Source organism: Mesorhizobium sp. WSM4823 (assembly GCF_055811195.1).
On record NZ_JBVVQL010000002.1, the window covers coordinates 541082 to 563991 of the forward strand.

The window sequence follows — 22910 nt, forward strand, 5'->3', positions numbered from 1 at the left end:
GGCCTATTCCCCCAGTCCGTCGAACGCGGCGGGGCGCTCCAGCGCCGAGTAGCCACGGCGGATGTTGCCGATGAATACCTGGATAGCGCGCAGCATCATCAGCACGAAACCGGCGAATACGGCGTAGAAGACGACGTTGCGCGGCAGGTTGATGGTGACCATCCGTTCCCGGTGGACGATGCCGACATAGCGCCAGAGAAGCCAGGACATATAGGCGAAGAAGCAAATGGTGATCAGATTGACCGCAAGCGCCATGTAGCGCCCCACGCCCGCGGGGAGATAATGATAGAGCACGTCGACGTGGATGTGGCGCGTGGTGCGCGTGCACATGACCGAGCCCAGGAAGACCACGACGACGAGGCAGTTGATGGCGATCTCCTCGGTCCAGGCAAAACTGTTGTTCATGACGTAGCGGGTGAAGAACTGCAGGAAGACGCAGAACGACATGCCCCAGAACACGGCGAGCGTGACCCAGTCCTCCACCGCGTATCGCGACAGATCGACGGGCGGCGTTTCTTCCTCGAATGCATGCGCCAGTTCTTCGGGGGTGACCTGGGTGTGGACTTCTTGGGTCATCGGCAAGCTCCGGACACTGTTGGGACAGCGGGCTCAACAGACCCGACGCGCTTGTCGCGCCGGGCCTGGATTGATGCAGGTTACTTGACGGCGCGGATCGCCTCCCAGTCTTCCTTGCGGTAGCCGAACTCCTCGAACGTCACCTTCTCCATCACGTTCTTTTCGAAATCGGCGCGATCGACTTCGGTGACGGTGAGGCCGCGCTCCTTGAAGGTTTCAACCAGGGCCTTCTCGCGATCGACGATGATCTTCGTCGCTCGCGCGGCCGCTTCCTGCATTACTTCGGTGAAGATCGCCTTGTCCTCGTCCGACAATTGCGACCAGCGCGATTGCGACACGATCGTGTTGAGATGATCGACGATGTGCCCGGTCAGGATTATGTGCTTTTGCACTTCGTAGAACTTCTTGGCGTCGATGGTCGTCAGCGGGTTTTCCTGCGCTTCCACCGTGCCTTGCTGCAAGGCGAGATAGACCTCGGCGAAGGCGATCGGCGCGGTGTTGGCGCCGCAGGCGCGCGGCATGGCGAGATAGGCCGGCACATCAGGCACGCGGATCTTCAGACCCTGCATGTCGGCGCATTTCTCGATCGGCCGGTTGGAGGTCGTGTGACGCGTGCCGTAGTAGGTGGTCGCTGTGATGTGATGGCCGGACGCCTCTTCGTAGCCGCCGGTCAATTCCTTGTATTTGTCGCTCTTGGTGTAAGCGAGCAGATGATCCGCATCGCGGAAGATGAACGGGAAGTAGGTCACGCCGATCGGCGGATATTCGCGGGCGGCGAAGCTCGATCCGGAGATGATGATGTCGACCGTGCCGAGAGTCAGCCCCTGGTTGATGTCGGCTTCCTTGCCGAGTTGCGAGGCCGGAAAGACGTCGATCGTATAGCGGCCGTCGGTGCGCTTTTTGATCTCTTCCGCTGCCCAGACGGACTCCGTGTGGAAGGGTTCGGACGTTTCGTAAACATGAGCCCATTTCAGCGCGGTTTGTGCAGAGGCCGAAGCCATGGGCAGAGCGATTGCGGCGATCGTGCCGAGCAGAACGGCGTATTTTCTCAACATCAATATTCCTCCCTGTGATTGGATTTTGACCGTGCCGACAGGATCCTCCAGGTCGGCTGCCTCCTATTCCGCGACCTCCCTGGCCGCGGATTTCTCACCGAAATTGCGTGAGAATCTCAGTTGCGACTGACGCAGATGTTCCTGCATGGCGGCCTTCGCCCGTTCGGGCTCGCGCGCCGCAATCGCATCGCGCACCGCGCGATGCTCCTCCGCGGCGGCCCGCCAGGATTCCCTGTTCTCGAAATAGCTCGACAGGAGTTCGAAATATGGGTTCATCCGCTGGTCGAAAAGCTCGCCGATGCAGCGCACCAGAACGGCGTTTCCGAGGATGCCCGCCACCATCGTATGGAACTCGCGGTCGAGCGCGATCGTCGTCTTGGTCGGGTGGGGGATGTCCTCCATTCGGCGCAGCACGTCGTCCATATGTTCGATGTCGATCGGCCGAACATGGAGGGCGGCTTCGGCGGCGATCGCCCCTTCGATGAACTCGCGTGCCCGTAACAGCTCGAACGGGCCTTCATCCATCTCTGCAGTCAAAACCTCGGCACGCGGGCGGTCGGTGACATAGATGCCGGAGCCGACGCGAATGCGTATGCGCCCCTCGACCTCGAGCGCGATCAGCGCTTCACGGACGGTGGGGCGGGAGATGCCAAGCTGATCGGCCAATTCGCGCTCGGTCGGCAAGCGATCGCCGACTGCGAACTCGCCCGCGTCGATCAGCTGCCTGAGCTGATCGGCGATCTGACGATAAAGTCGACGCGGTTCAACGGCCTGGATCGGCATTGTCACTCAGTTCTGCTTCACAAAATCATCCAGCGGATCCCGGATCGGTAAATTGGTCTGACCTATTAATCGAAAAGTGCCGCGAATAAAACGGAGAGTCAAGCAGCAGAGAATGCCCATGGAACTCATTCTCCGTGACTTTCTTGGAAACCAGGATCGGCAACTTGGCTCGGCGGCAACCCTTGACCTTCCAGCAACTGGAAGGCTTATCGAATGGTTTCGCCGCCAGCACCATCTCCGGGAGTTTCTAGGGGAGTGGCCTGCGACGCGGTTCGTTCAAGGGGGCGGACGAAGCAGTCCGTCGCTCTAGGGTCAGTGGAGAGAAAACCGACAGGAGTCCCGCAATGTTCGTACAGCCCGTCGACTACTTTCTTGCAGTCTGGTTCGTTCTAGCAGGCCTCAGTACGGCTTATGTGGCGTGGGACCAGTTCCGCAACAATCCCGAACCGGTGGTGATGAAATGGGGCTTCATCCTGGTCACGTTCTATATGGGACCGCTGGGGCTGCTGATTTACGTGCTGGCCGACAAGGAGCCGCGGCCAGGCGAACACGAGGCGTTCACCAAGCCACTCTGGAAGCAAGGCGTCGGCTCGACGATCCACTGCGTCGCCGGCGACGCCACCGGCATCATCCTCGCGGCGGCAATCACCGCCGCGCTCGGGCTGCCTATGTGGATCGATCTCATCGTGGAGTATGTTGCCGGATTCGCCTTCGGCCTTTTCATTTTCCAGTCGCTGTTCATGAAATCGATGATGGGCGGCACCTATTGGGAGAATGTCCGCAAGAGCTTCATGCCGGAATTCATCAGCATGAATTTCATGATGGCGGGCATGGCGCCGGTCATGAGTTTCCTGATGATGGGCAGCGACATGCGGGCGATGGAGCCGACCGAGCTCCTGTTCTGGGGCGTGATGTCGCTCGGCGTCATCGTTGGGTTCATCACTGCATATCCCGCCAACGTATGGATGGTGGCCCGTGGCCTGAAGCATGGGCTGATGACCGAACGCGAACCGGAATTCGACAAGGCTAGGCAAGGCCGGCGCGAGCACGCACATGGCGGCGCGGAAGCCGGGGTAGCGGGGCACCGTCACGACGAGGAAAAGCACAAGCCTGAACCGACGGGAGATCGCCCAAGCCACAGCGCTCACGCGCGCGTCGATGAACACGCCAACCCTGGACATGGCGGCGCGGGCGGCAATCCCGGGGTGAGCCATCATGGATCCGGCCACGGATCGACGCATGGGGAAGCGGGCATCGCTGCCTTTGCGAGGATCGGCCGTCATCCGCTTCATCCTATGCTCGTGCCGCTTCCAATCGGGTTTTTCATAGCGGCACTGCTTGCCGACATCGCCTATTGGCTTACGGCTTCGCCGGCGACGGCGAACGCAGCCACATGGCTGATGGCCGGGGGCGTCGTGACCGGCACCGTTGCCGCTGTCGCGGGTCTGGCCGACTTTTTGGGAAACGCCGAGATTCGCGCGCTCTACCACGCACGCTATCATCTCGCCGGAAACATCGCGGTTCTGGCGATAGGAGCGGCCAGCCTGTGGTTGCGAGGTTCGGTGGGTGAGGCCGATGCCGTGCTGCCCTGGGGCCTCTCAATGTCCGCTGGAGTCGTCGCGCTGTTGGCATTCACGGGTTGGCATGGAGGCGAGATGGTCTTTGGCCACGGCGTCGGCATGCAGCCGCATCGGCATGGAGCGGGGCACGGAGGAAATCGGCAGGGACCTCGATCCGGCCATAGCTCCTCCCACGCCAATGGCTCTTCCCACGGCAGTGGGGGAGGCGGGTCGCGTAGTCCGCATGGAGGTCACGGGATGGAATCGGATGCAACCGTGCCGCAGCTCGCGGCCTTCGGGGGCGTGTCCGTGCTGGCGCTGGCGCTCGGTATGATCGCTCCGGCCAATTGGGTGAACCTCACCCTCAGCGCGCGAGACGTCGGCGGCGCCATCATGCCGCCCGGCATGGTCATGGACCGCGACACGCCGGCTGCAGCAATGCTTGACATGGCCGCTGTGCATCCTCGCCTGGTTACGGCCAGTCATGGTCTGGAGGTTCGCGGCGACCGGGAACTGGAAGCCAGGATGGAAAACGGGGTGAAGGTGTTCGATCTGGAAACGTCGGTCATCCGCTGGGCGATCCTGCCGGACGTGAAAGTCGATGCCTATGCGATCAACGGTCAGGTTCCGGGCCCGCGGCTGCATATCCGGCAAGGCGACCGGGTGCGCATCAACGTCACGAACCGCCTGCCGGAGAGCACGACCCTGCACTGGCACGGGTTGATCCTGCCGAACGAAATGGATGGCCCGGCCGAGATCACGCAGGAGCCGATCCCGCCCGGCGGCAGCTACCGATACGAATTCACGGCGGGCCAATCGGGAACCTATTTCTATCACTCTCATGACCATGTCGATCGCCAGCAGGCGCTCGGGCTCTACGGCGCGCTTATCATCGATCCCGCCAATCCCCAGGACGAGATTGCGGCCGACCACGAGTATGTTATCCAGCTTCAGGAATGGCTCATGCGAGAGGGCCTGACTTTTCCCTCCATGCCGATGGATGGCGGGCAGCCGAATTATTTTACCATCAACGGCCGCGCCTATCCGTCAACGGACACAGTCAGGATGAAGGTCGGCGAAACTCTGAAAGTGCGCTTCATCGGCACCAACAATGGGTTTATCCACCCGATGCACATCCATGGCGGTCCATTCGAAGTTGTCGCCCGCGACGGCGAGACTATCCCAGAGTCGGCGCGTTTCCTTGCCGACACGGTCAACGTCGGACCAGGGCAACGCTACGATGTCGTCTGGCAGGCACGTCGACCCGGAAAGTGGCTGATCCACTGCCATATCGGGCATCATACGACCAACAACAATGTCGAAGAGAAGGGCGGTGGCGGACTGATGGTCGTGATCGATGTGCAACCCTGAAACCTTTCCGCAAAGCGAAAACATAGATGGATGTGTTTGCCGTATACGGCGGCCTGTTTGTGGCTGCCTTCGCCGCGGCCACTATTCTTCCGGCGCAGTCGGAGGCGGCCCTTGCAGGGCTCCTCGCTACAGCTTCGTTCTCACCCGCAATGCTGGTCCTTGTCGCCAGCATAGGCAATGTCCTGGGTTCGGTGGTGAACTGGGCCCTTGGTCGAGGGATCGAACGCTTCCGGGACAAGTCCTGGTTTCCGCTGCGTCCCACGACGCTCAACCGTGGCATGAGCTGGTATCGCCGTTATGGAAAATGGTCGCTCCTGTTAAGCTGGATGCCGATCATCGGCGACCCGCTGACCGTGGTCGCTGGAGTTTTGCGCGAGCCGCTTTGGAGCTTTGTCGCAATCGTCGCCCTCGCGAAGATCTCGCGTTATCTCATTGTCGCCGGAGCGGTGCTGGGCCTGATGTAAAGCCGAAATGGCAGGCATCGCAGCAGGCAGTTGCGTTCACTTTTGGTTGCACCCCAGCAAAGTGGCCGCCACGACCTTGACAAATCAGACGAACAATTGTCGGAAGGGTGTGATGAGGACTCATGGTCGATTCACGATCCTAGGAAACATACCGCTCCGGGCAATGCTGGCGGTCGTATTCCTGGTCATGTCGGCTCTTCAGCCTGGTCTGTTCGCCACAGCGAATGCGGCGGGTTTTCACGCCGGGGCGGATCTCCAGGCCGGAATAGATCTCCAAGCCGAGACATCCGCACACGACATGGGCCATCACGACGCCACGGCGACGGATGACACGGACACGTCGGAGCATCATCACGGCGCCAAGCAATCCGCCGACAAGAGCTGTGAAGTCCATTGCGCGCCGGCGAATGCGGTGCCGGTCGACTGCCCTGACTTGGAGCATGTCGTCTCCCGCTGCTTTGCGCCCGTCATTGCCGTCACTTTGCCGCTTGGCGAATACACAGCGCTCATAAGGCCTCCCAAACACATCTGAACTGACGCGCCCTCGTCGGGCATTCGCGCGCTGCGTCGGGAATCCGTTCCCGCGCGGCCAAACGCATACGTCAAGCTTCAGGTCGACAATGAAAATCGCAAGCTCCGCGATGCTGCTCGCATCGCTGTTAGTTGCCGGATGTGCGGCAACCACGCCGCCGGACATCCTTCCCGCCTTCGATCCGGCCGATCCCGCAATGGGCGTCCGTGATGTGCACTACCACCCGGTCGTCGCCGACTATCGCCACCGGGAGCCAGTCGATCCGCAGGATTGGCGGCGTCTCAATCAAGAACGTTCTCCCGCGAACCCGGGAGCCGGATCATGACGCGCCGGTTCATGACCATAGCTGCGATGGTGACCATCCCGCTGATCGCAGCCGGGTGCACGACCAGCGGCGATCTTGATGGCATCTCAGCCCCGATGGCCGGCTTCACGACAGTCGCGGCGCGTGCCGAATCCGTGACCGGCAATCAAACGGTGTGGGTGCAATCCAGCGAGGAAGCACGAACGGTCTCAGAGCGCGTGAATAGCCTCGTCCAGAAAAAGACGATCGGCCCGGACACCGCGGTGCAGGTCGCCTTGCTCAACAACAAGGGCCTACAGGCCGCCTATGCCGAGATCGGCCTGTCGGCGGCCGACATGTGGCAGGAGACGATGCTCGTCAATCCAACGATCTCTGTCGGCATGATCGGCGTCGATCCCGTGCGGACGATTGAAGGAGCGGTGGTCAGCAACATCCTTGCGATGGCGACCCACAAGCGGCGCGTCGCAGCCGCGGATGCACGTTTCCGTCAGGCCCAGCTCCGCGCCGCCGAAGAAACGCTACGGCTGGCCGCGGACACGCGGCGGGCCTGGATCAACGTTGTCTCGGCTTGGGAGAGCGTTTCCTATCTGAACAAGGCGCAGGCCGCAGCCGACGCTGCCTCCGAACTCGCTAAAAAACTTGGCGATACGGGCGCTTTCACAAAGACCGGCCAAGCCCGCGAACACGTCTTTTATGCCGAGATCACCGGTCAGGCGGCGGAAGCGCGGCTCGCTGCCCGGACTGCCAAGGAAGAGCTCACCCGGCTAATGGGTCTATGGGGCCCGGACGTCGATTACTCAGTCCCCAACATGCTTCCAGCCTTACCGAAAGGCGCCAAGGCCAAACGCGCGATCGAGGCTGAGGCGCTAAGAAATCGCGTCGACCTCGAGATCGCGAAACTTGAACTGGAAGCGCTGGCGAAATCCTATGGTCTGAGCGAGGCGACGCGCTACGTCAGCGACCTGGAACTACTTTCCGGCGTGGAGGTGGAACGCGAGGAGTCGGAGGAGGGCGGAACAGAGACCAGTGTCTCACCCACCCTCGAGCTCGAGTTCGTCATTCCGATCTTCGACACCGGCAAGGCACGCATGCGCAAGGCCGAACTTGCCTACATGCAAGCCGCAAACCGGCTCGCGGAAAGGGCGGTCAACATCCGGTCGGAGGCCAGATCCGCCTATGACGCCTACCGTTCGACCTACGACATTGCCCGGCACTATCGGAACAATGTTGTGCCGCTGCGAACAAAGATCGAGGCGGAGTCGGTTCTCACCTACAACGGCATGATCACCAACACGTTCGAGTTGCTGGCGGACACACGCGCGAAAATCAGCTCGATCATGCTTTCCCTCAACGCCAAGCGCAATTTCTGGCTGGCCGATGTCAATCTCGGAACCGCCATCCACGGCGGCGGCGCGAGTTCGTCCGGGGGCGGCGACGCACCGGCCGCCGCCGAAGCAGGCGCCGAAGGCCACTGATCTCAAGGAGAAGAAAAAATGCTTTCAAGACGTCAGTTGTTAGGCGCGGGAGCCCTGCTTGCCGGTGCCACTGCATGGACCAAAACGTCCGCGATGGGGCTGCCCGACGCTCCAATCATGGAGTCCCCTGATATGCAGCCTCCGATCTTCCCGACGAGCGGACCGGACTACCAGCCGGTCGTGACGCTCAACGGCTGGACACTTCCGCATCGCATGAACAACAGCGTGAAGGAGTTCCACCTCGTGGCCGAGCCGGTCGAGCGCGAGATGTCGCCCGGCATGACTGCCTATCTCTGGGGCTACAATGGTCAATCTCCCGGCCCGACCATAGAGGCGGTTGAGGGCGACCGAGTCCGCATTTTCGTAACAAACAAGCTGCCGGAGCACACGACGATCCATTGGCACGGCATGATCCTGCCCAACGGCATGGACGGTGTGACCGGTCTTACCCAGCCCGGAATCCCGCCCGGCAAGACCTTCGTCTACGAGTTCGACCTCGTGAAGAGCGGCACATTCATGTACCACCCCCATGCCGACGAAATGGTCCAGATGGCGATGGGCATGATGGGCTTCTTCGTCATTCATCCCAAAGATCCGAAATTCATGCGCGTGGACCGCGATTTCGTGTTCCTGCTGAACGCCTTCGACATCGAACCGGGGTCGTACGTCCCGCGCATCATGGAGATGACGGATTTCAATCTCTGGGGTTGGAATAGCCGCGTCTTTCCGGGGATCAGTCATCTTCCTGTGGCGAAAAACGACCGCGTCAGGGTCCGCGTCGGCAACCTGACCATGACCAATCATCCGATCCACATGCATGGCTACGACTTCGAGGTGACCTGCACCGATGGCGGCTGGGTCCGGCCGGAGGCGCGGTGGCCGGAAGTGTCGATCGACATCCCCGTCGGCGCCATGCGGGCTTATGAGTTCGAAGCAAAATACGAGGGCGACTGGGCAATCCATTGCCATAAGTCGCACCACACAATGAACGCTATGGGCCACGACGTGCCCACGTTAATTGGCGTCGACAACTCGAAGGTCACCGACAAGATCCGCCGGGTTCAACCCGAATACATGGCCATGGGTGACCGCGGCATGGCCGACATGGGCGAGATGGAGATGCCACTTCCCGACAACACGATTCCGATGATGAGCGGCTGGGGCCAATTCGGCGCCATCGAGATGGGCGGCATGTTCTCGGTCGTGAAGGTTCGCGACGGCCTGGCCTCGAACGATTACGCCGATCCGGGATGGTACCAGCATCCAGAGGGAACCGTGGCTTACGAATGGAAGGGGGATGTCCCCGCTCCGACGAAATCAGGCGACGCAAAAACGATGGCCCCGGCAGCGCACGGCGGTCACGGCAAACAGGGATGAGAAACCGAAACCCCTCAACCTCAACAACGAGAGAAAGTGCAGCATGAAACGTACAATCGCAGCGGCCGTTTTGATGGCGGTCAGTTCGGGAGCAGCCCTTGCCGGTGGAACCCATGCCGGAGGACATGGCGATAAAGCCGCCACGATGCCGATCGGCAGCCCTGGCGAGGCTGGCAAGGCAAAGCGGACCATCAACATTTCGATGTCGGAGAAGGACGATGGAAAAATGTTGTTCCAGCCGGCCGTCCTCAAGGTGAAGAAGGGCGAGACCGTTCGCCTGAAATTCATCAACAAGGGCCAAATCGATCACGAGTTCGTCATGGACGTCCACGACGGAATTATGGAGCACAAGGCGCTGATGGAGAAATTCCCCGAGATGGAGCACGCCGATCCCAACGCGATCCGGCTGGCGCCCGGCGCCAGAGGCGAGATCATCTGGACGTTCGCCAATGGCGGCGAGTTCGGCTTCGCCTGCCTGGTTCCGGGTCACTACGATTCCGGCATGAAGGGCGACATCACCGTCGCCAACTGACCGCCAAACCGCAAAGGAAGCTAATCATGACAGTATTGGTAAAGACCCTCTCGGCACTCGCGCTCGTGCTTGCCATCGGCGGGAGCGCGCTTGCGCAGGAATACGTGAAGGGCGAAGTCATCAAGGTCGACGCCAAACAGAAGAAGCTGACGATCAAGCATGAACCGCTGACCAATCTCGACATGCCCGCAATGACGATGGTGTTCGTCGTCGCCGAGCAGGGCCTGCTCGAGAAGGTCAAAACCGGTGAGGCGATCGAGTTCACAGCCGACCGCGTCAACGGACGCATCACGGTTACCGACATCAAGTGATTCGGACCGGCGCCGCGGGTTGAAAAATCAACTCGCGGCCCTGTGCTGTCGAAAATGCCATGAGTACGGAAATTAGGATGAAGGGGCCGCGCAGAAAATCCTCCAGAGATTTTCTTTCCAGTCGTCATGTGCGGAGCGGTTCAGAGATATCTCTATGGGATATTTTCGCATGCCTACGCTCACATATGCCGGATAATTACAGCGAACGCGTGCATGATGCCTGCCGGTATCTCCGTACTTGATGACGCCGTTCGCGTCCGTCTCGACGAGGCCAATAGCGACGTCAAAGTCATAATCCCCATATGGCGAGACACTGTTGTCCACGACGCTGAGCTGGACCGAGGTGGCATCTGGAAAACTGGCGGTGTAAAAGATCAGTTGCTCCGCCGCCATCGAGGGCGTAGCCACCAACACGCCGGCAGACAATGCAATGGCGCGCATTTCCTCCTCCCGAGGATCCAGGGCGAGACTATCACCTCTCGCGTCGATATTCTAATTACTGTTCCGGGCAGTGGGCCGAGGCATTCCGATGCGCATTGCGTTGCATGTCTCCTCCCAGCCGTTATCTCCAGTCAGGACCATCAATGGCAAATCCTCCGCGCCGACCGACAAATCCAATGGCTGCCGCCGAAGCCGCCTTCAAGCCAGTCAAGAAGCCGGCCCCACCGGTTCGCGAAGCCGCAGCTGCTCCAAGTGTCAGAGAGCTTGTTTCGATCAGGATTGATCGAGCTGTCCTGGATTATTTCCAGGGGGACGGACCGGGCTGGCAGGACCGTATTAATGATGCTTTACGGGCTATGGTCGAGAAGCGGATCGCCGACGAGGGCGATCGTTCAGACGACATCACCTGACGAAAATGTGAGCGCCTTTGGTTTCATCAGCGGACACTATTGCGCGCCCGCACCTTCCAGATAGCCGATGATCGCGGCGCGCTGGGCGGCGTTGGGAACGCCCACTGTCATCGACGTGCCCGGAACGCTCTGGCGTGGCGCTGCGAGGAAGGTATCAAGCGTACCGCCATCCCAGACGATATCAGACTCCCGCAGCGCGGCCGAATAGCGGGCGCCCTCGACGCTGCCGGCCTTGCGGCCGATGACGCCCGACAGATGCGGACCGGTTCTGTTCTGGCCTGGCTCCAAGCTGTGGCAGGTCCCGCAGCGTTGCCGGAACAGCCGCTCGCCGTCGGCCTGTTGTGCTGAAGCGGCGGCGGGCGACAGCAGGCCGACGACAGCCAAGAGCGCAGCCAGGGAGGTGCGCGCTCGGGTGATAGACGTCCCCAAGGATGCGGTCGCAACTCCGGCGGAAATGACATGGTTACGTGTGGTGACTTGTGAATGGTTCATCTGATGACCTCTGCGGAACGTTCGGGAGGGCTTTGCTGGTGGCCGGAAGCTTCCGGCAGGACCAACCGCTCACCTGCGGGAGCGGCGGCTGGGTCGAGGAGGTGCGGGAGGATGCAGGTCGTGACTTGTCCTTCGCTGCGACAGCGATGATCTAATTATGGCGCGGCAGCGCGGGAGTTCCGATCGCGGGACGGTTTCGGGATCGCAGTCCGGTCGGAGGTTTCGTCTCAGGCGTGGGCGCCGGGGCAAGCTGCTTGGCCATGTCGATCAGCGGCAGCCTGATGACCGCGCGAAGGCCCTCGCTCCGGTTCTCCAGCACGATGTCGCCGCCGTGGTGGCGGGCGATGGCGCGGGCAATTGACAGGCCGAGCCCAACGCCGCCAGTCTCCCGGTTGCGCGACTGCTCCAGGCGGAAGAAAGGGGCGAACACCTGTTCCATATCGCCTTGCGGAATGCCGGGTCCGGCGTCCTCGACTACGATGTCCAGGCTGTCGGCACTCCTAATCAGGCTCACCTTGGCTTGCTCGCCGTAACGGACGGCATTTTCGACGAGGTTGCGGATCGCCCGGCGCAGCGAGTCCGGCCGGCAGCGATACAGCACCTTGGCCCCGTCAATGACGGTGACGTTTTGGCCCAGCTCCGCGAGATCGTCGCAGAGGCTGCCGACCAGTGCTGAAAGGTCGACGGTGCGTGTCGCCTCTACCGCGGCGTCCTCGCGCGCGAAGGCCAACGCCGCTTCCGTCATCGTCTGGATCTCCTCGATGGTCTTCAGCATCTTTTCCTGGAGTTCGTGATCCTGGACAAACTCCGCGCGCAGCCGCAGCGAGGTCAGCGGCGTGCGCAGGTCGTGGCTGATCGCCGCCAGCATACGCGTGCGGTCCTCGACGAAGCGCTGCAGGCGCTCCTGCATGCGGTTGAACGCCTCGGCGGTCTGGCGGATATCGTCGGGCCCTGATTCCGGCAGCCGCGGCACGGCCTCGCCACGGCCGAACAGTTCAGCGGCATTGGCGAGCCGTCGCAGCGGACGCGCGATTGCCTGCGCCCCGAAAATCGCGATGGCGGACAGGATGAGCGCGGTGAGTGTCAGCGATATCGCCGATTGCGTCGTCCAGAAGGCGTTCGGCATTGCCTTGGCATAGGCGGCATTCAGCCAGGTGCTGTCGTCGAGGCGAACCGAAAGGCCCATGCCGTTTGGGGCGGCGTCCATATAAAGAAACTTGGCCGGCCGCGAGAAGGGCCTGCCACTGCCGGACAAATCCAACATGCGCGGCGGCACGGAAGGATCGGCGGCATCGACTGCGTTCGAAGCCTGCCCGTTCATGTAGGCGGCATATTTGCCGGCAATCCCGGGCAGCGGCTTGGCGAGCTGGGTAAATGCCTCCTGTTGCCAGGCGAGGGGGTTGCTCGGTCCGTCGTCCGAGGTCCAGAAACGCGTATAGGCCGTGCCGCTGACGTTGAGGATGTCGGGCCGAAGCGATGGCGGCGTGGTGTCCAGCAGAAGCGCCAGCGAGGAGGTGCGGCTGACGAACTCGCCCTTGGCTGCCGCGTGTAGAGCCTGGCCGCGCTCGTCCCATGAGATCAAAAACGTGATCGCCTGCGACAGGGCGAGCGCCAGAAGCACCAGCATGAGGAAGCGGGCCGCCAGGCTGCGTCTCCACAACAGCATCATGCCTGGGCCACCTCGGCGGTGAAGCAGTAGCCGCCGCCCCAGTGCGTCTTGATCAGCATCGGACTCTTCGGATCCGCCTCGATCTTCTTGCGCAGCCGGCTGACCTGGTTGTCGACGGCCCGGTCGAAACCGTCGGCGGTGCGCCCGACCGTGAGGTCGAGCAGCTGATCCCGGCTAAGCACGATCCCGACATGCTCGATGAAGGCAGTGAGAAGGCGGAATTCAGCCGTGCTGAGCGCGACTGCCACGCCGTCGAGCCCGACCAGCTCGCGGCGGCCGACATTCAGCGTCCAGCGGTCGAACCGAAGTGCGTTCGACTTGAGACGGCCGCGCTGCGGCGGCAGGCTGTGGACGCGCCTGAGCACGGCCTTGATCCGCGCCAGCAGTTCCCGCGGATTGAACGGCTTGGTCAGGTAGTCGTCGGCCCCGATCTCGAGGCCCACGATCCGGTCGATCTCCTCGGCCATGGCGGTGAGGAAGATGATCGGAACGTTGACCGTCCCGCGCACGTGCCGGCAGGCGGCGATGCCGTCCTCGCCAGGCATCATGACGTCGAGCACGATGAGATCGGGCAGGCTGCGGTCGAGCAACCGCTTGAGCGCGGCGGTGCTGTCGGCGACACTGACGCGATAACCCTGCTGGGTGAGGTATTTCCCGACGAGATCGCGGATGTCCCGGTGGTCGTCGACGACCGCGATGTGCTGCGCCACTTCCATGCAATGCTCCAAAGCCGCTGCCAAATAGTCGGCCAGTATCGACGATATCTAGTTTGCGTCTACACGGATGATCACCTTCCGCACCATGGCGGCAATCTCGCACGACATCAACAAACCGTGAGAAGTGTAACGAAGTGTATCAGAACGCTTCGCCTGCGACAGCTTGCGATGAACTGCCGGTCATCGGGACAAGGTTCTGCGACAGGTCCTGGCTAACTTGGCCTCGTCGCTAGCCGGGATTTCCGGTCTCTGCCGCCGGGCCACGCCAGGCGGCATCCGGACGGTGGTCCTCGCCAGCCTTTGATCGAAAGGATTGCACAATGGCCACATTGATCGTCAACGGCATGCCACGTGACATCGAGGTCGACCCAGACACGCCGCTGCTGTGGGTGATCCGCGAACAGGTCGGACTTACCGGGACGAAGTACGGTTGCGGGGTTGCCGCCTGCGGAGCCTGCACCGTCCATATTGACGGCGCCGCCACGCGCTCCTGCGTGCTTCCGGTGAGCGCGGTCGGGCCGGATCAGCAGATCACCACTATCGAGGGGCTTTCGCCGGACAGTTCGCATCCAGTCCAGCAGGCGTGGCTGGCGCTCGATGTGCCGCAATGCGGTTATTGCCAGGCCGGCATGATCATGGCTGTGGCTGGTCTGCTCATGCAGAACCCGAACCCCACGGACGAGGACATCAATACCGAGATCACCAACATCTGCCGCTGCGGCACCTACAACCGGGTCCGCGCCGCGATCAAGCTGGCCGCCAATGGCGGCGAAGCCACGCAACGCGGTTGAGGAGAACAGTCATGAACGCCATAATTTCCATCTCCCGCCGCAGCTTCATCATCGGCGTGGCCTCCACGGCCGGCGGCATGTCCCTCGGGTTCAACGTGCCGTTCATCAAGCCTGCACTTGCCGAGGGCGCCGAGACCGCGCCGGAGATCAATGCCTGGGTGGTGATCAGGCCCGACGACACGGTGGTCATCCGCATCGCCCGCTCCGAGATGGGGCAGGGGACGCTGACAGGCCTTGCGCAACTCGTCGCCGAGGAGCTGAATTGCGACTGGTCGAAGGTCACGACCGAGTATCCGTCGCCGGCCCAAAACCTCGCGCGCGACCGCGTGTGGGGCAATTTCTCGACTGGTGGCAGCCGCGGCATCCGGGAATCGCACGAATATGTGCGTATTGGTGGCGCCATCGCGCGTGAGATGCTGATTGCCGCTGCGGCCGCCGAATGGGGAGTGCCGGCCAGCGAATGCACCGCAAGGATGGGCATGGTCACGCATGCAGCATCGGATCGCGCCACCTTTTATGGACAGTTGGCTGCCGCCGCCGCGCGGATGACGCCGCCGGCTAATGTCACGCTGAAGGACCCGAAGGACTGGACCATAGCCGGCAAGCCGCTGCCGCGGCTCGACACTGTCGGCAAGCTCAACGGCAGCCAGATTTACGGCGCCGATCTCAAGCTGCCGAACATGCTCAACGCAGCGATCCGGGCCTGCCCGTATTTCGGCGGCAAGGTGAAGAGCTTCGACGCGGCGGCGGTGGCTGAAATGCCCGGCGTGCGGACCGTCGTTCAGGTCGACGAAACCGCTGTTGCGGTTGTCGCCGACACTTGGTGGCGGGCGAAGACCGCTCTCGATGCCTTGCCGGTCGTCTGGGACGAAGGTCCCAACAGGCAGGTCAGCAGCGCCTCGATCGCGGCGATGCTCGAAGAGGGCCTTGGCGCAAATGACGCCTTCGTTGGCGCCGAGCAAGGTGACGCGGGTGCCGCCCTGTCCGCTGCCGGCCGAACGATCACGGCGACTTATGCCTATCCCTATCAGAACCACGCAACCATGGAGCCGATGAACGCCACGGCGCTCTACACGCCGGAGCGCTGCGAGGTATGGGTGCCGACCCAGAACGGCGAGGCGAGCCTTGCCGCAGCGGCCGAGGCCGCCGGCCTGCCGGTTCAGCAATGCGAGGTGCACAAGATCCATCTCGGCGGCGGCTTCGGCCGGCGCGGCAACTTCCAGGACTATGTGCGCCAAGCGGTCAGCATCGCCAAGCAGGTGCCGGGAGCACCCGTAAAGCTCATCTGGTCGCGTGAAGAGGACATGCTGCACGGTGCCTATCACCCGACCACGCGGTGCCGGCTGACGGGCGAGCTCGATGCGGACGGCAACCTGACCGCTCTGCACATGCGTATATCCGGCCAGTCGATCCTTGCGGCGGTGCGGCCGGAAGGCATGCAGAACGGCATGGACCCGGTCGTCTTCCAGGGCCTCGTCCTCAGTGGCACGGAAGGCACACTGGGCTACACGGTCGACAATCTGCGGATCGACCATGCCATGCGCAATCCGCCGATCCCGCCAGGCTTCTGGCGTGGCGTGAACCTCAACCAGAATGCGCTCTACGTCGAGTGTTTCATGGACGAACTCGCCCATGCGGCCGGCGTCGACCCGCTCGCCTTCCGTCGCAAGCTGATGGCCAAGCATCCGAAACACCTCGCCGTGCTGGAGGCGGTTGCCGAACGGATCGGCTGGGACACCCCGCCCGCGACCGGCGTTCACCGCGGCCTGGCGCAAATCATGGGCTTCGGCAGTTATGTGGCGGCGGCAGCGGAGGTTTCGGTCACCGATGGGCAGCTCAGGATCCATCGCATCGTGGCGGCCACCGATCCGGGTCATGTCGTCAACCCCGCACAAGTGGAGCGGCAGGTCGAGGGCTCGTTCGTCTATGGGCTTTCCGCCTGCATCTACGGCGAATGCACCGTCAATGGCGGCCGCATGGAGCAGGAGAACTTCGACAGCTACGAGGTCATGCGCATGGCCGAAATGCCTGATGTGGAGACGATCATCCTGCCGTCCGGAGGCTTCTGGGGCGGCGTCGGCGAGCCGACCATCGCGGTCGCCGCGCCGGCCGTCCTCAATGCCATCTTCGCCGCCACCGGAAAGCGCATCCGCACACTGCCGCTGAAGAACCATGACCTCGCATGACATGAGGCACGCGAAGAACAGGCGCGGCGGACGACCGTTCGCGCCCGTCCTGTTTGCGGTGCTCGCGGCTAGCGCGCCGGCATGGGCCGACGCGGCGCCCGGTGCTGCAGCGTGCACCGGCTGTCACGGGCCGGCGGCGCTCGGCTCAGCCATCCCCTCGCTCGACGGCCACGCGGCGGAAGACATCGTCGCCCAGATGCAAGCCTTCCGTTCCGGTGAGCGCAAGGCGACGGTCATGGACCGCATCGCCAGGGGGTTTACCGAGGAAGAGACGCGTGCCATCGCCCAATGGCTCGCCAGACCGGAGGCGGCACACCATGCCCAGCCGTAGAGCCTTGATCGGCGGCGCGGCGGCCAGCGTCGCCGCGGCCGTCCTTGCCGCGCCGCAGGTACGCGCACAGGCGCAGCCCCAAGTGGTCGTGGTCGGCGGCGGCTTTGCCGGGGCAAGCTGCGCCCGCGCACTGAAACAGCTCGATCGCGACCTTGCCGTGACGCTGATCGAGCCAGAGACAGCCTATCTGGCCTGCCCGTTCAGCAATGCCGTGCTTGCAGGGCTGCGCGGCATCGAGGCGCAGACCTTCGGTTATGACAGGTTCGGCGATATCGGGCTCATCCGCAAGCGCGCTATCTCTGTCGATGCCGAGCGCCGGCGTGTTCGGCTGGAGGACGGTACTGACATCGGCTACGTCAGGCTGGTGCTGGCACCTGGCGTCGACCTGCGCTTCGACGCATTGCCGGGCTACGACGAGACGGCGGCGGAGATCATGCCGCATGCCTGGAAGGCGGGGCCGCAGACGCTGCTGCTGCGCGACCAGCTCGCGGCGATGCCGGACGGTGGGGTCGTCATCCTCTCCGCGCCAGCCAATCCGTTCCGCTGCCCGCCCGGCCCCTACGAGCGGGCAAGCCTGATCGCGCATTACCTCAAGGCCAGCAAGCCACGCTCCAAGCTGATCATCCTCGACGCCAAGGACGCCTTTTCGAAGCAGCGGCTGTTCGAAGCGGCATGGCGAGAGCTCTATCCCGGCCTGATCGAATGGGTGCCGCTGTCTTCGGGCGGCAGGGTGACGGAAGTCCAACCGGCGACAAGGACGCTGGTCACCGAGTTCGGCAGCCATAAGGCCGATGTCGCCAACGTGATCCCGCCGCAGCGCGCGGGCAGGATCGCGCAGTCGGCCGGTGTCGCCGATCAGACGGGCTGGTGCCCGATCGACCCGGTCACCTTCGAGTCCCGCCTGCAGCCGGCGATCCACGTCGTCGGCGACGCGGCGATCGGCGGGGCGATGCCGAAATCCGCCTTCAGCGCCAACGCCCAGGCAAAAGCCTGCGCTGCGGCGGTCGCCGCGCTGGTCAGGGAGCGGCAGCCGGTGCAGCCGAAGCTCATCAACACCTGCTACAGCCTGGTCGCGCCCGGCTACGGCATTTCGATCGCAGGCGTCTACCAGCCGCGCGACGGTCTGCTTGCCGAGGTGGACGGTGCGGGCGGCATCAGCCCGCTCGAAGCGCCGTCCTCTGTCCGCGAACTGGAAGCGGCCTATGCGGAGGACTGGTTCCGGACAATCACCAGCGAAGTGTTCGGATGATGAGGATGGCTTGCCTCGCTGTTGCGGGATTGCTGCTTGCCTCCTCGCCCGGTGCCGGCGAGGAGGCGGGATCTTACGTCGTGACCGGCGATGCGATCATGGAGCCTCTGGTCGGCGGCAAGGGTGATCCGGCGCGCGGCGCCACGCTGGTCTCGGACCGGCAGCGCAGCCTCTGCACGCTCTGCCACAGCGGGCCGTTCCCCGATGCGCATCTGCATGGCACGCTGGCGCCCGACCTGACCGGCGTCGGGGCAAGACTTTCGGAAGGCCAGATCCGGCTGCGCTTAGTCGACATAAAGCAGCTGGCGCCAAATACGATCATGCCTTCCTACTACCGGGTCGCGGAAGAGGAAGGCCGGCGCGTCGCCACCGCCTGGCGCAGCAAGCCGATCCTGACCGGCGCCGATATCGAGGATATCGTCGCCTATCTCACGACGCTGAAGGGGTGATTATGCGCGAAGACCCGCTTCGAGTTCACGCAGGCTTGGTTGGACGGCGGCAGTTTCTTCGGGCCGGCATGGCCGGGCTTCTGGTGATCAGTCTGCCGCGCTGGGCTCTTGCCCGCCCGAGCCTCGATGAAGCGATCCGTACCTTCACCGGGGGAGCCGATATTCTCGACGGCCGCGTCCGGCTCGACCTGCCGCCTTTGGTCGAAAACGGCAACGCGGTCGGGATCACGGTCGCCGCCGAGAGCCCGATGACCGCGGACGATCATGTCCGGCGCATCGCGGTCTTCAACGAGAAGAACCCGGAGGCGAATGTCGCGGTTTTCCGTCTCGGGCCGCGCTCGGGCCGCGCCACCGTCTCGACGCGGATCCGGCTCGCGACCTCCCAGGTGGTCGTCGCGGTCGCGGAGATGAGCGACGGCAATTTCTGGTCGAGCCGTGCAAGCGCGATCGTCACGCTGGCCGCCTGTATCGAGGATCTTTCATAATGGCGCGTGCGCTCGTCAACGTGCCGAAAGCGGCCAGGCAGGGCGAGATCGTCGAGGTTCGAGCGATGGTCGCCCATCCGATGGAAACCGGCTACCGTATCGGCCCGAACGGCTCCAACATCCCCCGCCACATCATCCGCCGGTTTGCCTGCACCTATAACGGCGAGGAGGTGTTTTCGGCCGATCTCTTTCCAGCGGTGTCGGCCAATCCGTTCATTGCCTTCACGCTCGTCGCCACGACGAGCGGCACGATCGACTTCACCTGGACGGGCGATGCCGGGAAGACCCAAACGGCGTCGGCCGAAATCACGGTGAGCTGATGCGCGCCCTCTGGGGCCTGGTGGGGATCATCGCGGCGGTCGTCTGCAGCATGGCCATCGCCGCCGGCATCGAAGATAGCGCGAAGCGCTCCGGTTTCGACTTCATGACGCCGGAGACGCAGGCGCTGCAAGCCGACGACATGAGCAATCCCGGCATGCTGTGGGTGCTGCAGGGCGAGCAGCTCTGGCAACAGGCCGAGGGCAGGGCGGATCTCGCCTGTTCCGGCTGCCATGACGATGCCAGTCAGACGATGCGCGGCGTTGCCACGCGCTACCCGGCCTTTGACGAGGTGACGGGACGGCCGATCGACCTTGCCGGGCGCATCAATTCCTGCCGCGCGGAGCGGCAGCAGGCCGAGCCGCTGGCGCCGGAATCTGACGCGTTGCTCGCCCTGACGGCCTATGTGACGCATCAGTCGCGCGGCATGCCAATCACACCGGCGACCGACGCCCGGCTGGCGCCGTTTCGCGACAACGGCCGGCGTCTGTTCCAGAGCCGTATCGGCCAGCTCGACCTGTCCTGCGCCTCCTGCCACGACGACAATTGGGGCAAACGGCTCGGCGGCAGTGTCATCCCGCAGGCGCATCCGACCGGCTATCCGCTCTACCGGCTGGAGTGGCAGGCGGTCGGTTCGTTGCAGCGGCGCCTGCGCAACTGCATGATCGGGGTCAGGGCCGAGCCCTTCGCCTTTGGCGCACCGGAACTCGTTGACCTGGAGCTCCATCTGACGGAGCGAGCCCGAGGCCTGCTGGTCGAGACGCCGGCGGTCCGGCCGTGATGCCGGCCTGCGGGCCGCTTTTCACCTGTTGCCGGCGGACAGTTGATCGCAACGCGGCGCGCGTCTGGCAGGGTCTTGCCAACCTCGCACATGTCATCGATATGTGTTTAACGAGTTTCACCGAAGGTTTTGAGGCGCTTGCACTCGGTCGTCGAAACGTGGCGAAACGCGCGGTATCGTGGCGTACGCTCGTGTGTACTTGACATGGGCTAACGATTTAAAGTTAAACAAAACGATGACATATCAAATACATAGGGTATCTATCGCACCTATGATGGATTGGACGGGATAGGTAGTAAAAATCAAATAGTTACGGAACGCTGTGTGCAAAAATCGCACGCGAAAGTTCTCCTTCTCTTCCATTTTCGTTCCCACGACAGAGCCGCCGACAGCTCTTTTCGGACGGTCTTTTGCCGCCGATGCTGACCGTTGCTGTGTGGACGTTCGCCAGAATATCCGTGAACGTCATCGTCCGCTGCAGTGTTCAGTTTGCATGGGGTTCCTGGATGCTTTTCGAACTTTTTGTCTCGCACCTCCAGCCGAATTGCGAGCGTTTGTGGAAGAGATCAGGATACCTGAACACGCTATGGGACAAGCTTGATTGACGCATTAGCTCTCTAGATCCCCTCAGCGGTTCACGACAGAGAGGTCCACCTGGGCTGTCGCGTTTGCCAGCTCTCGGGGTTCGAGCTGGAAGACCGCTACATTGCGAGGCTTACTATGGGAGAGGCGTTCTTCTACTATCGGCGACGTGCGGATTATTCGAAAATTTTCCAATTATAGCGATAAAATGTTGGGCCTATTGCTTGGATGCCAGAAGTCGTCGTCGAACATCCTTGGTGTACATCTTATATATGCTCCTCGCCATCCTCAAAAGAGGCCGAGTGTTTGCAGCAGGCTTTCGAATGTGACCTTGGGTCTCTTATCTGTTTGCCTATCCGGGTACGTGTAGTCTTTGGACGACTGCTTGCGTATGTTGCTCGGGCTATAGCCGAACTGCTGAGTGAAAGCTCGACTGAAATTCGCCGCTGAATCAAAACCGATTGCTTGACCAACTTCGGCGACCTTTCGGGTGTCGGAAGGATCCGCTAACATTGCATGAGCTGCGGATAGACGTCGTCGACGAATGTAATTCGCAACGCCGCCGGACGTTTCGAAAAGCTCATAGAGCCGTGTCCTCGAGGTCGCCAGTTCCCGGGCGAGAGCATCCGGTGTCAGGTCGGGCGAGGCAAGATTGCTCGAAATGAAGCGTCTCGCCCGCGTCATCAATCCGATTTGTGAGATCTGATCGTTGCCGTCATCGCGATCCACCAAAGGTATAACTGCGTCGAATACCATTTTCCGCAAACGGTCCTTGATTCTGGGAAGGTCGTCTTGTGTGAAGCGATCGAGATTGGCTTCAACGCTTGACATAAGATCGATCAGCAGTTTGGCCCGGTGTCCACCCAAAACGACGTTGTTGCTTGCCGCCGGCAAGCTACCTCCATCGGCAAACAGATCGACGGGAACGATCAGGCTGATCGACTCTGTTGCCAGTGCCCGCCCGCTAAACGGATGCCCGAGCGAGCGGATTTCAATCATGCCCGGTTCATTTTGCGCGACACGTCCGTCAACTCCGGTCCAGGTGCGACCGGCGCGGAGAACGGTGATCTGCCAATGGTCGATTGGACTGAACCGGACCGCGTCTGGCGAGCGTTCGTAACTGAAGGCCGGAACGGTTTGTTGCAACAAAAGCATGCCGCCCAGATTCCACACCGCCTGCTGGACAACAAATCCATCCTCGGGATTCTCATTGTTCGGCAGACGCGAATCCATCAATATCGCCATATGCTTCCGCCAGGCAGCAAACTGCTGGATTGGTGGAAGGATTTCCGTCTCAAAGCGCAACGACGTCAGGACGGCCTTCCCCACCTCATCCTCACCGAGTGGATCCTGCGACATGCGCGGCCAGCGGCGACGTTCGACAGATGTCGGCTCCCTGTCGTTAGGTGGGACCGTCTTATCCGACATCACTGCCTCCAGCCTCGACCCGAAAGGCCGCGATGTCGCGCTGCTTCAGGAGATATGCCACGATCATCGCCATGGGAGGAACTGACCGACCGCATAGACACATTCCGACCCCGTCACGTCACCTCCGAAGTGTATTGTTTATAAGGCAAACAAGATCCTTAGATATATTTAAGAACTCCCTACTTGTAGAGCGATTAATTATATCGCGCATCAAGTCAACAAAGCTTAGCCCTTGGCGGCTCG

The 22910-nt window shown here is 62.3% G+C and carries 24 protein-coding genes; 15 read left to right on the forward strand and 9 right to left on the reverse strand.

The features are described 5' to 3' along the window. Positions 1 to 3: 3 nt before the first annotated feature. The 3 genes from AC0L26_RS07435 to AC0L26_RS07445 all read right to left on the reverse strand — a co-directional run bounded on the left by AC0L26_RS07435 (position 4) and on the right by AC0L26_RS07445 (position 2414). Positions 4 to 576 (reverse strand): TRAP transporter small permease, encoded by a 573-nt coding sequence (locus AC0L26_RS07435; RefSeq protein ID WP_473631955.1) that lies wholly within the window; start codon positions 574 to 576, stop codon positions 4 to 6. Positions 577 to 656: 80 nt separating this feature from the next. Continuing rightward, positions 657 to 1631, reverse strand: coding sequence for a sialic acid TRAP transporter substrate-binding protein SiaP (locus AC0L26_RS07440; protein ID WP_473631956.1), 975 nt, complete (start codon positions 1629 to 1631; stop codon positions 657 to 659). A 63-nt stretch (positions 1632 to 1694) separates the two neighbouring features. Next, the gene (locus tag AC0L26_RS07445; protein WP_473632147.1) at positions 1695 to 2414 is read right to left on the reverse strand and encodes a FadR/GntR family transcriptional regulator; all 720 of its coding nucleotides are present in this window, start codon (positions 2412 to 2414) and stop codon (positions 1695 to 1697) included. A gap of 344 nt (positions 2415 to 2758) precedes the next feature. Between AC0L26_RS07445 and AC0L26_RS07450 the strand changes: the two genes are divergently transcribed. Both AC0L26_RS07450 and AC0L26_RS07455 read left to right on the forward strand, forming a co-directional pair. Further along, on the forward strand, positions 2759 to 5344 hold the full coding sequence (locus tag AC0L26_RS07450) for a multicopper oxidase domain-containing protein (protein ID WP_473631957.1): 2586 nt from the start codon (positions 2759 to 2761) through the stop codon (positions 5342 to 5344). Positions 5345 to 5370: 26 nt separating this feature from the next. Further along, positions 5371 to 5808 carry a YqaA family protein gene (locus AC0L26_RS07455; protein WP_473631958.1) on the forward strand — a complete coding sequence of 146 codons (438 nt, stop codon included), beginning with the start codon at positions 5371 to 5373 and terminating at the stop codon, positions 5806 to 5808. A 139-nt stretch (positions 5809 to 5947) separates the two neighbouring features. Here the strand turns inward: AC0L26_RS07455 and AC0L26_RS07460 are convergent, their stop codons facing one another. Beyond that, the gene (locus tag AC0L26_RS07460; protein ID WP_473631959.1) at positions 5948 to 6505 is read right to left on the reverse strand and encodes a hypothetical protein; all 558 of its coding nucleotides are present in this window, start codon (positions 6503 to 6505) and stop codon (positions 5948 to 5950) included. A 156-nt stretch (positions 6506 to 6661) separates the two neighbouring features. Here AC0L26_RS07460 and AC0L26_RS07465 point away from each other — a divergent pair, with 156 nt between their 5' ends. The 4 genes from AC0L26_RS07465 to AC0L26_RS07480 are packed head-to-tail and all read left to right on the forward strand — an operon-like array spanning position 6662 to position 10339. Further along, positions 6662 to 8119 carry a TolC family protein gene (locus AC0L26_RS07465; protein WP_473631960.1) on the forward strand — a complete coding sequence of 486 codons (1458 nt, stop codon included), beginning with the start codon at positions 6662 to 6664 and terminating at the stop codon, positions 8117 to 8119. 18 nt (positions 8120 to 8137) lie between these two features. Beyond that, entirely contained in the window at positions 8138 to 9496 is a 1359-nt protein-coding gene (locus AC0L26_RS07470; RefSeq protein ID WP_473631961.1) for a multicopper oxidase family protein, read from the forward strand. A gap of 43 nt (positions 9497 to 9539) precedes the next feature. Continuing rightward, positions 9540 to 10028, forward strand: coding sequence for a cupredoxin domain-containing protein (locus AC0L26_RS07475; protein WP_473631963.1), 489 nt, complete (start codon positions 9540 to 9542; stop codon positions 10026 to 10028). A 26-nt stretch (positions 10029 to 10054) separates the two neighbouring features. Then, positions 10055 to 10339: a copper-binding protein gene (locus AC0L26_RS07480; RefSeq protein WP_473631964.1), complete on the forward strand. Its 285-nt coding sequence runs from the start codon at positions 10055 to 10057 to the stop codon at positions 10337 to 10339. A 72-nt stretch (positions 10340 to 10411) separates the two neighbouring features. Here the strand turns inward: AC0L26_RS07480 and AC0L26_RS07485 are convergent, their stop codons facing one another. Then, entirely contained in the window at positions 10412 to 10780 is a 369-nt protein-coding gene (locus AC0L26_RS07485; RefSeq protein WP_473631965.1) for a hypothetical protein, read from the reverse strand. 143 nt (positions 10781 to 10923) lie between these two features. On the opposite strand from AC0L26_RS07485, the gene AC0L26_RS07490 reads away from it, so the two are divergent. Then, positions 10924 to 11190 carry a BrnA antitoxin family protein gene (locus AC0L26_RS07490; RefSeq protein ID WP_473631966.1) on the forward strand — a complete coding sequence of 89 codons (267 nt, stop codon included), beginning with the start codon at positions 10924 to 10926 and terminating at the stop codon, positions 11188 to 11190. A 36-nt stretch (positions 11191 to 11226) separates the two neighbouring features. Here the strand turns inward: AC0L26_RS07490 and AC0L26_RS07495 are convergent, their stop codons facing one another. The 3 genes from AC0L26_RS07495 to AC0L26_RS07505 all read right to left on the reverse strand — a co-directional run bounded on the left by AC0L26_RS07495 (position 11227) and on the right by AC0L26_RS07505 (position 14067). After that, entirely contained in the window at positions 11227 to 11682 is a 456-nt protein-coding gene (locus tag AC0L26_RS07495; RefSeq protein ID WP_473631967.1) for a c-type cytochrome, read from the reverse strand. A 151-nt stretch (positions 11683 to 11833) separates the two neighbouring features. Then, positions 11834 to 13351, reverse strand: coding sequence for an ATP-binding protein (locus tag AC0L26_RS07500; protein ID WP_473631968.1), 1518 nt, complete (start codon positions 13349 to 13351; stop codon positions 11834 to 11836). Next, entirely contained in the window at positions 13348 to 14067 is a 720-nt protein-coding gene (locus AC0L26_RS07505; RefSeq protein WP_473631969.1) for a response regulator, read from the reverse strand. The genes AC0L26_RS07500 and AC0L26_RS07505 overlap by 4 nt, the downstream gene beginning before the upstream one ends. Positions 14068 to 14387: 320 nt before the next feature. Between AC0L26_RS07505 and AC0L26_RS07510 the strand changes: the two genes are divergently transcribed. From AC0L26_RS07510 to soxA, 8 genes are read left to right on the forward strand one after another with little or no spacing between them, the layout of a single operon-like run. Further along, complete coding sequence (locus tag AC0L26_RS07510) at positions 14388 to 14858, forward strand: (2Fe-2S)-binding protein (protein ID WP_473631970.1); 471 nt, start codon at positions 14388 to 14390, stop codon at positions 14856 to 14858. Positions 14859 to 14869: 11 nt separating this feature from the next. Next, positions 14870 to 17044 (forward strand): xanthine dehydrogenase family protein molybdopterin-binding subunit, encoded by a 2175-nt coding sequence (locus AC0L26_RS07515; RefSeq protein WP_473631971.1) that lies wholly within the window; start codon positions 14870 to 14872, stop codon positions 17042 to 17044. Then, entirely contained in the window at positions 17031 to 17375 is a 345-nt protein-coding gene (locus AC0L26_RS07520; RefSeq protein WP_473631972.1) for a c-type cytochrome, read from the forward strand. The genes AC0L26_RS07515 and AC0L26_RS07520 overlap by 14 nt, the downstream gene beginning before the upstream one ends. Beyond that, on the forward strand, positions 17362 to 18624 hold the full coding sequence (locus AC0L26_RS07525) for an NAD(P)/FAD-dependent oxidoreductase (protein ID WP_473631973.1): 1263 nt from the start codon (positions 17362 to 17364) through the stop codon (positions 18622 to 18624). Before AC0L26_RS07520 ends, AC0L26_RS07525 begins: the two co-directional genes overlap by 14 nt. 5 nt (positions 18625 to 18629) lie before the next feature. Further along, the gene (gene soxX, locus AC0L26_RS07530; RefSeq protein WP_473631974.1) at positions 18630 to 19073 is read left to right on the forward strand and encodes a sulfur oxidation c-type cytochrome SoxX; all 444 of its coding nucleotides are present in this window, start codon (positions 18630 to 18632) and stop codon (positions 19071 to 19073) included. Between the two features lie 2 nt (positions 19074 to 19075). Further along, positions 19076 to 19558, forward strand: coding sequence for a SoxY-related AACIE arm protein (locus tag AC0L26_RS07535; RefSeq protein WP_473631975.1), 483 nt, complete (start codon positions 19076 to 19078; stop codon positions 19556 to 19558). After that, positions 19558 to 19878, forward strand: coding sequence for a thiosulfate oxidation carrier complex protein SoxZ (gene soxZ, locus AC0L26_RS07540; protein WP_473631976.1), 321 nt, complete (start codon positions 19558 to 19560; stop codon positions 19876 to 19878). Before AC0L26_RS07535 ends, soxZ begins: the two co-directional genes overlap by 1 nt. Beyond that, positions 19878 to 20657, forward strand: a complete 780-nt coding sequence (soxA, locus tag AC0L26_RS07545; RefSeq protein WP_473631977.1) for a sulfur oxidation c-type cytochrome SoxA — start codon at positions 19878 to 19880, stop codon at positions 20655 to 20657. The genes soxZ and soxA overlap by 1 nt, the downstream gene beginning before the upstream one ends. An 870-nt stretch (positions 20658 to 21527) precedes the next feature. On the opposite strand, the gene AC0L26_RS07550 is transcribed toward soxA, so the two are convergent. After that, positions 21528 to 22667, reverse strand: coding sequence for a helix-turn-helix domain-containing protein (locus AC0L26_RS07550; RefSeq protein ID WP_473631978.1), 1140 nt, complete (start codon positions 22665 to 22667; stop codon positions 21528 to 21530). Positions 22668 to 22910: the final 243 nt, after the last annotated feature.

Bases quoted from the DNA above. Each gene is read 5' to 3' on its own strand.
- AC0L26_RS07435 (WP_473631955.1), bottom strand. From the start codon at position 576: ATGACCCAAGAAGTCCACACCCAGGTCACCCCCGAAGAACTGGCGCAT.
- AC0L26_RS07440 (WP_473631956.1), bottom strand. From the start codon at position 1,631: ATGTTGAGAAAATACGCCGTTCTGCTCGGCACGATCGCCGCAATCGCT.
- AC0L26_RS07445 (WP_473632147.1), bottom strand. From the start codon at position 2,414: ATGCCGATCCAGGCCGTTGAACCGCGTCGACTTTATCGTCAGATCGCC.
- AC0L26_RS07450 (WP_473631957.1), top strand. From the start codon at position 2,759: ATGTTCGTACAGCCCGTCGACTACTTTCTTGCAGTCTGGTTCGTTCTA.
- AC0L26_RS07455 (WP_473631958.1), top strand. From the start codon at position 5,371: ATGGATGTGTTTGCCGTATACGGCGGCCTGTTTGTGGCTGCCTTCGCC.
- AC0L26_RS07460 (WP_473631959.1), bottom strand. From the start codon at position 6,505: ATGTCCGGCGGCGTGGTTGCCGCACATCCGGCAACTAACAGCGATGCG.
- AC0L26_RS07465 (WP_473631960.1), top strand. From the start codon at position 6,662: ATGACGCGCCGGTTCATGACCATAGCTGCGATGGTGACCATCCCGCTG.
- AC0L26_RS07470 (WP_473631961.1), top strand. From the start codon at position 8,138: ATGCTTTCAAGACGTCAGTTGTTAGGCGCGGGAGCCCTGCTTGCCGGT.
- AC0L26_RS07475 (WP_473631963.1), top strand. From the start codon at position 9,540: ATGAAACGTACAATCGCAGCGGCCGTTTTGATGGCGGTCAGTTCGGGA.
- AC0L26_RS07480 (WP_473631964.1), top strand. From the start codon at position 10,055: ATGACAGTATTGGTAAAGACCCTCTCGGCACTCGCGCTCGTGCTTGCC.
- AC0L26_RS07485 (WP_473631965.1), bottom strand. From the start codon at position 10,780: ATGCGCGCCATTGCATTGTCTGCCGGCGTGTTGGTGGCTACGCCCTCG.
- AC0L26_RS07490 (WP_473631966.1), top strand. From the start codon at position 10,924: ATGGCAAATCCTCCGCGCCGACCGACAAATCCAATGGCTGCCGCCGAA.
- AC0L26_RS07495 (WP_473631967.1), bottom strand. From the start codon at position 11,682: ATGAACCATTCACAAGTCACCACACGTAACCATGTCATTTCCGCCGGA.
- AC0L26_RS07500 (WP_473631968.1), bottom strand. From the start codon at position 13,351: ATGATGCTGTTGTGGAGACGCAGCCTGGCGGCCCGCTTCCTCATGCTG.
- AC0L26_RS07505 (WP_473631969.1), bottom strand. From the start codon at position 14,067: ATGGAAGTGGCGCAGCACATCGCGGTCGTCGACGACCACCGGGACATC.
- AC0L26_RS07510 (WP_473631970.1), top strand. From the start codon at position 14,388: ATGGCCACATTGATCGTCAACGGCATGCCACGTGACATCGAGGTCGAC.
- AC0L26_RS07515 (WP_473631971.1), top strand. From the start codon at position 14,870: ATGAACGCCATAATTTCCATCTCCCGCCGCAGCTTCATCATCGGCGTG.
- AC0L26_RS07520 (WP_473631972.1), top strand. From the start codon at position 17,031: ATGACCTCGCATGACATGAGGCACGCGAAGAACAGGCGCGGCGGACGA.
- AC0L26_RS07525 (WP_473631973.1), top strand. From the start codon at position 17,362: ATGCCCAGCCGTAGAGCCTTGATCGGCGGCGCGGCGGCCAGCGTCGCC.
- soxX (WP_473631974.1), top strand. From the start codon at position 18,630: ATGGCTTGCCTCGCTGTTGCGGGATTGCTGCTTGCCTCCTCGCCCGGT.
- AC0L26_RS07535 (WP_473631975.1), top strand. From the start codon at position 19,076: ATGCGCGAAGACCCGCTTCGAGTTCACGCAGGCTTGGTTGGACGGCGG.
- soxZ (WP_473631976.1), top strand. From the start codon at position 19,558: ATGGCGCGTGCGCTCGTCAACGTGCCGAAAGCGGCCAGGCAGGGCGAG.
- soxA (WP_473631977.1), top strand. From the start codon at position 19,878: ATGCGCGCCCTCTGGGGCCTGGTGGGGATCATCGCGGCGGTCGTCTGC.
- AC0L26_RS07550 (WP_473631978.1), bottom strand. From the start codon at position 22,667: ATGTCGGATAAGACGGTCCCACCTAACGACAGGGAGCCGACATCTGTC.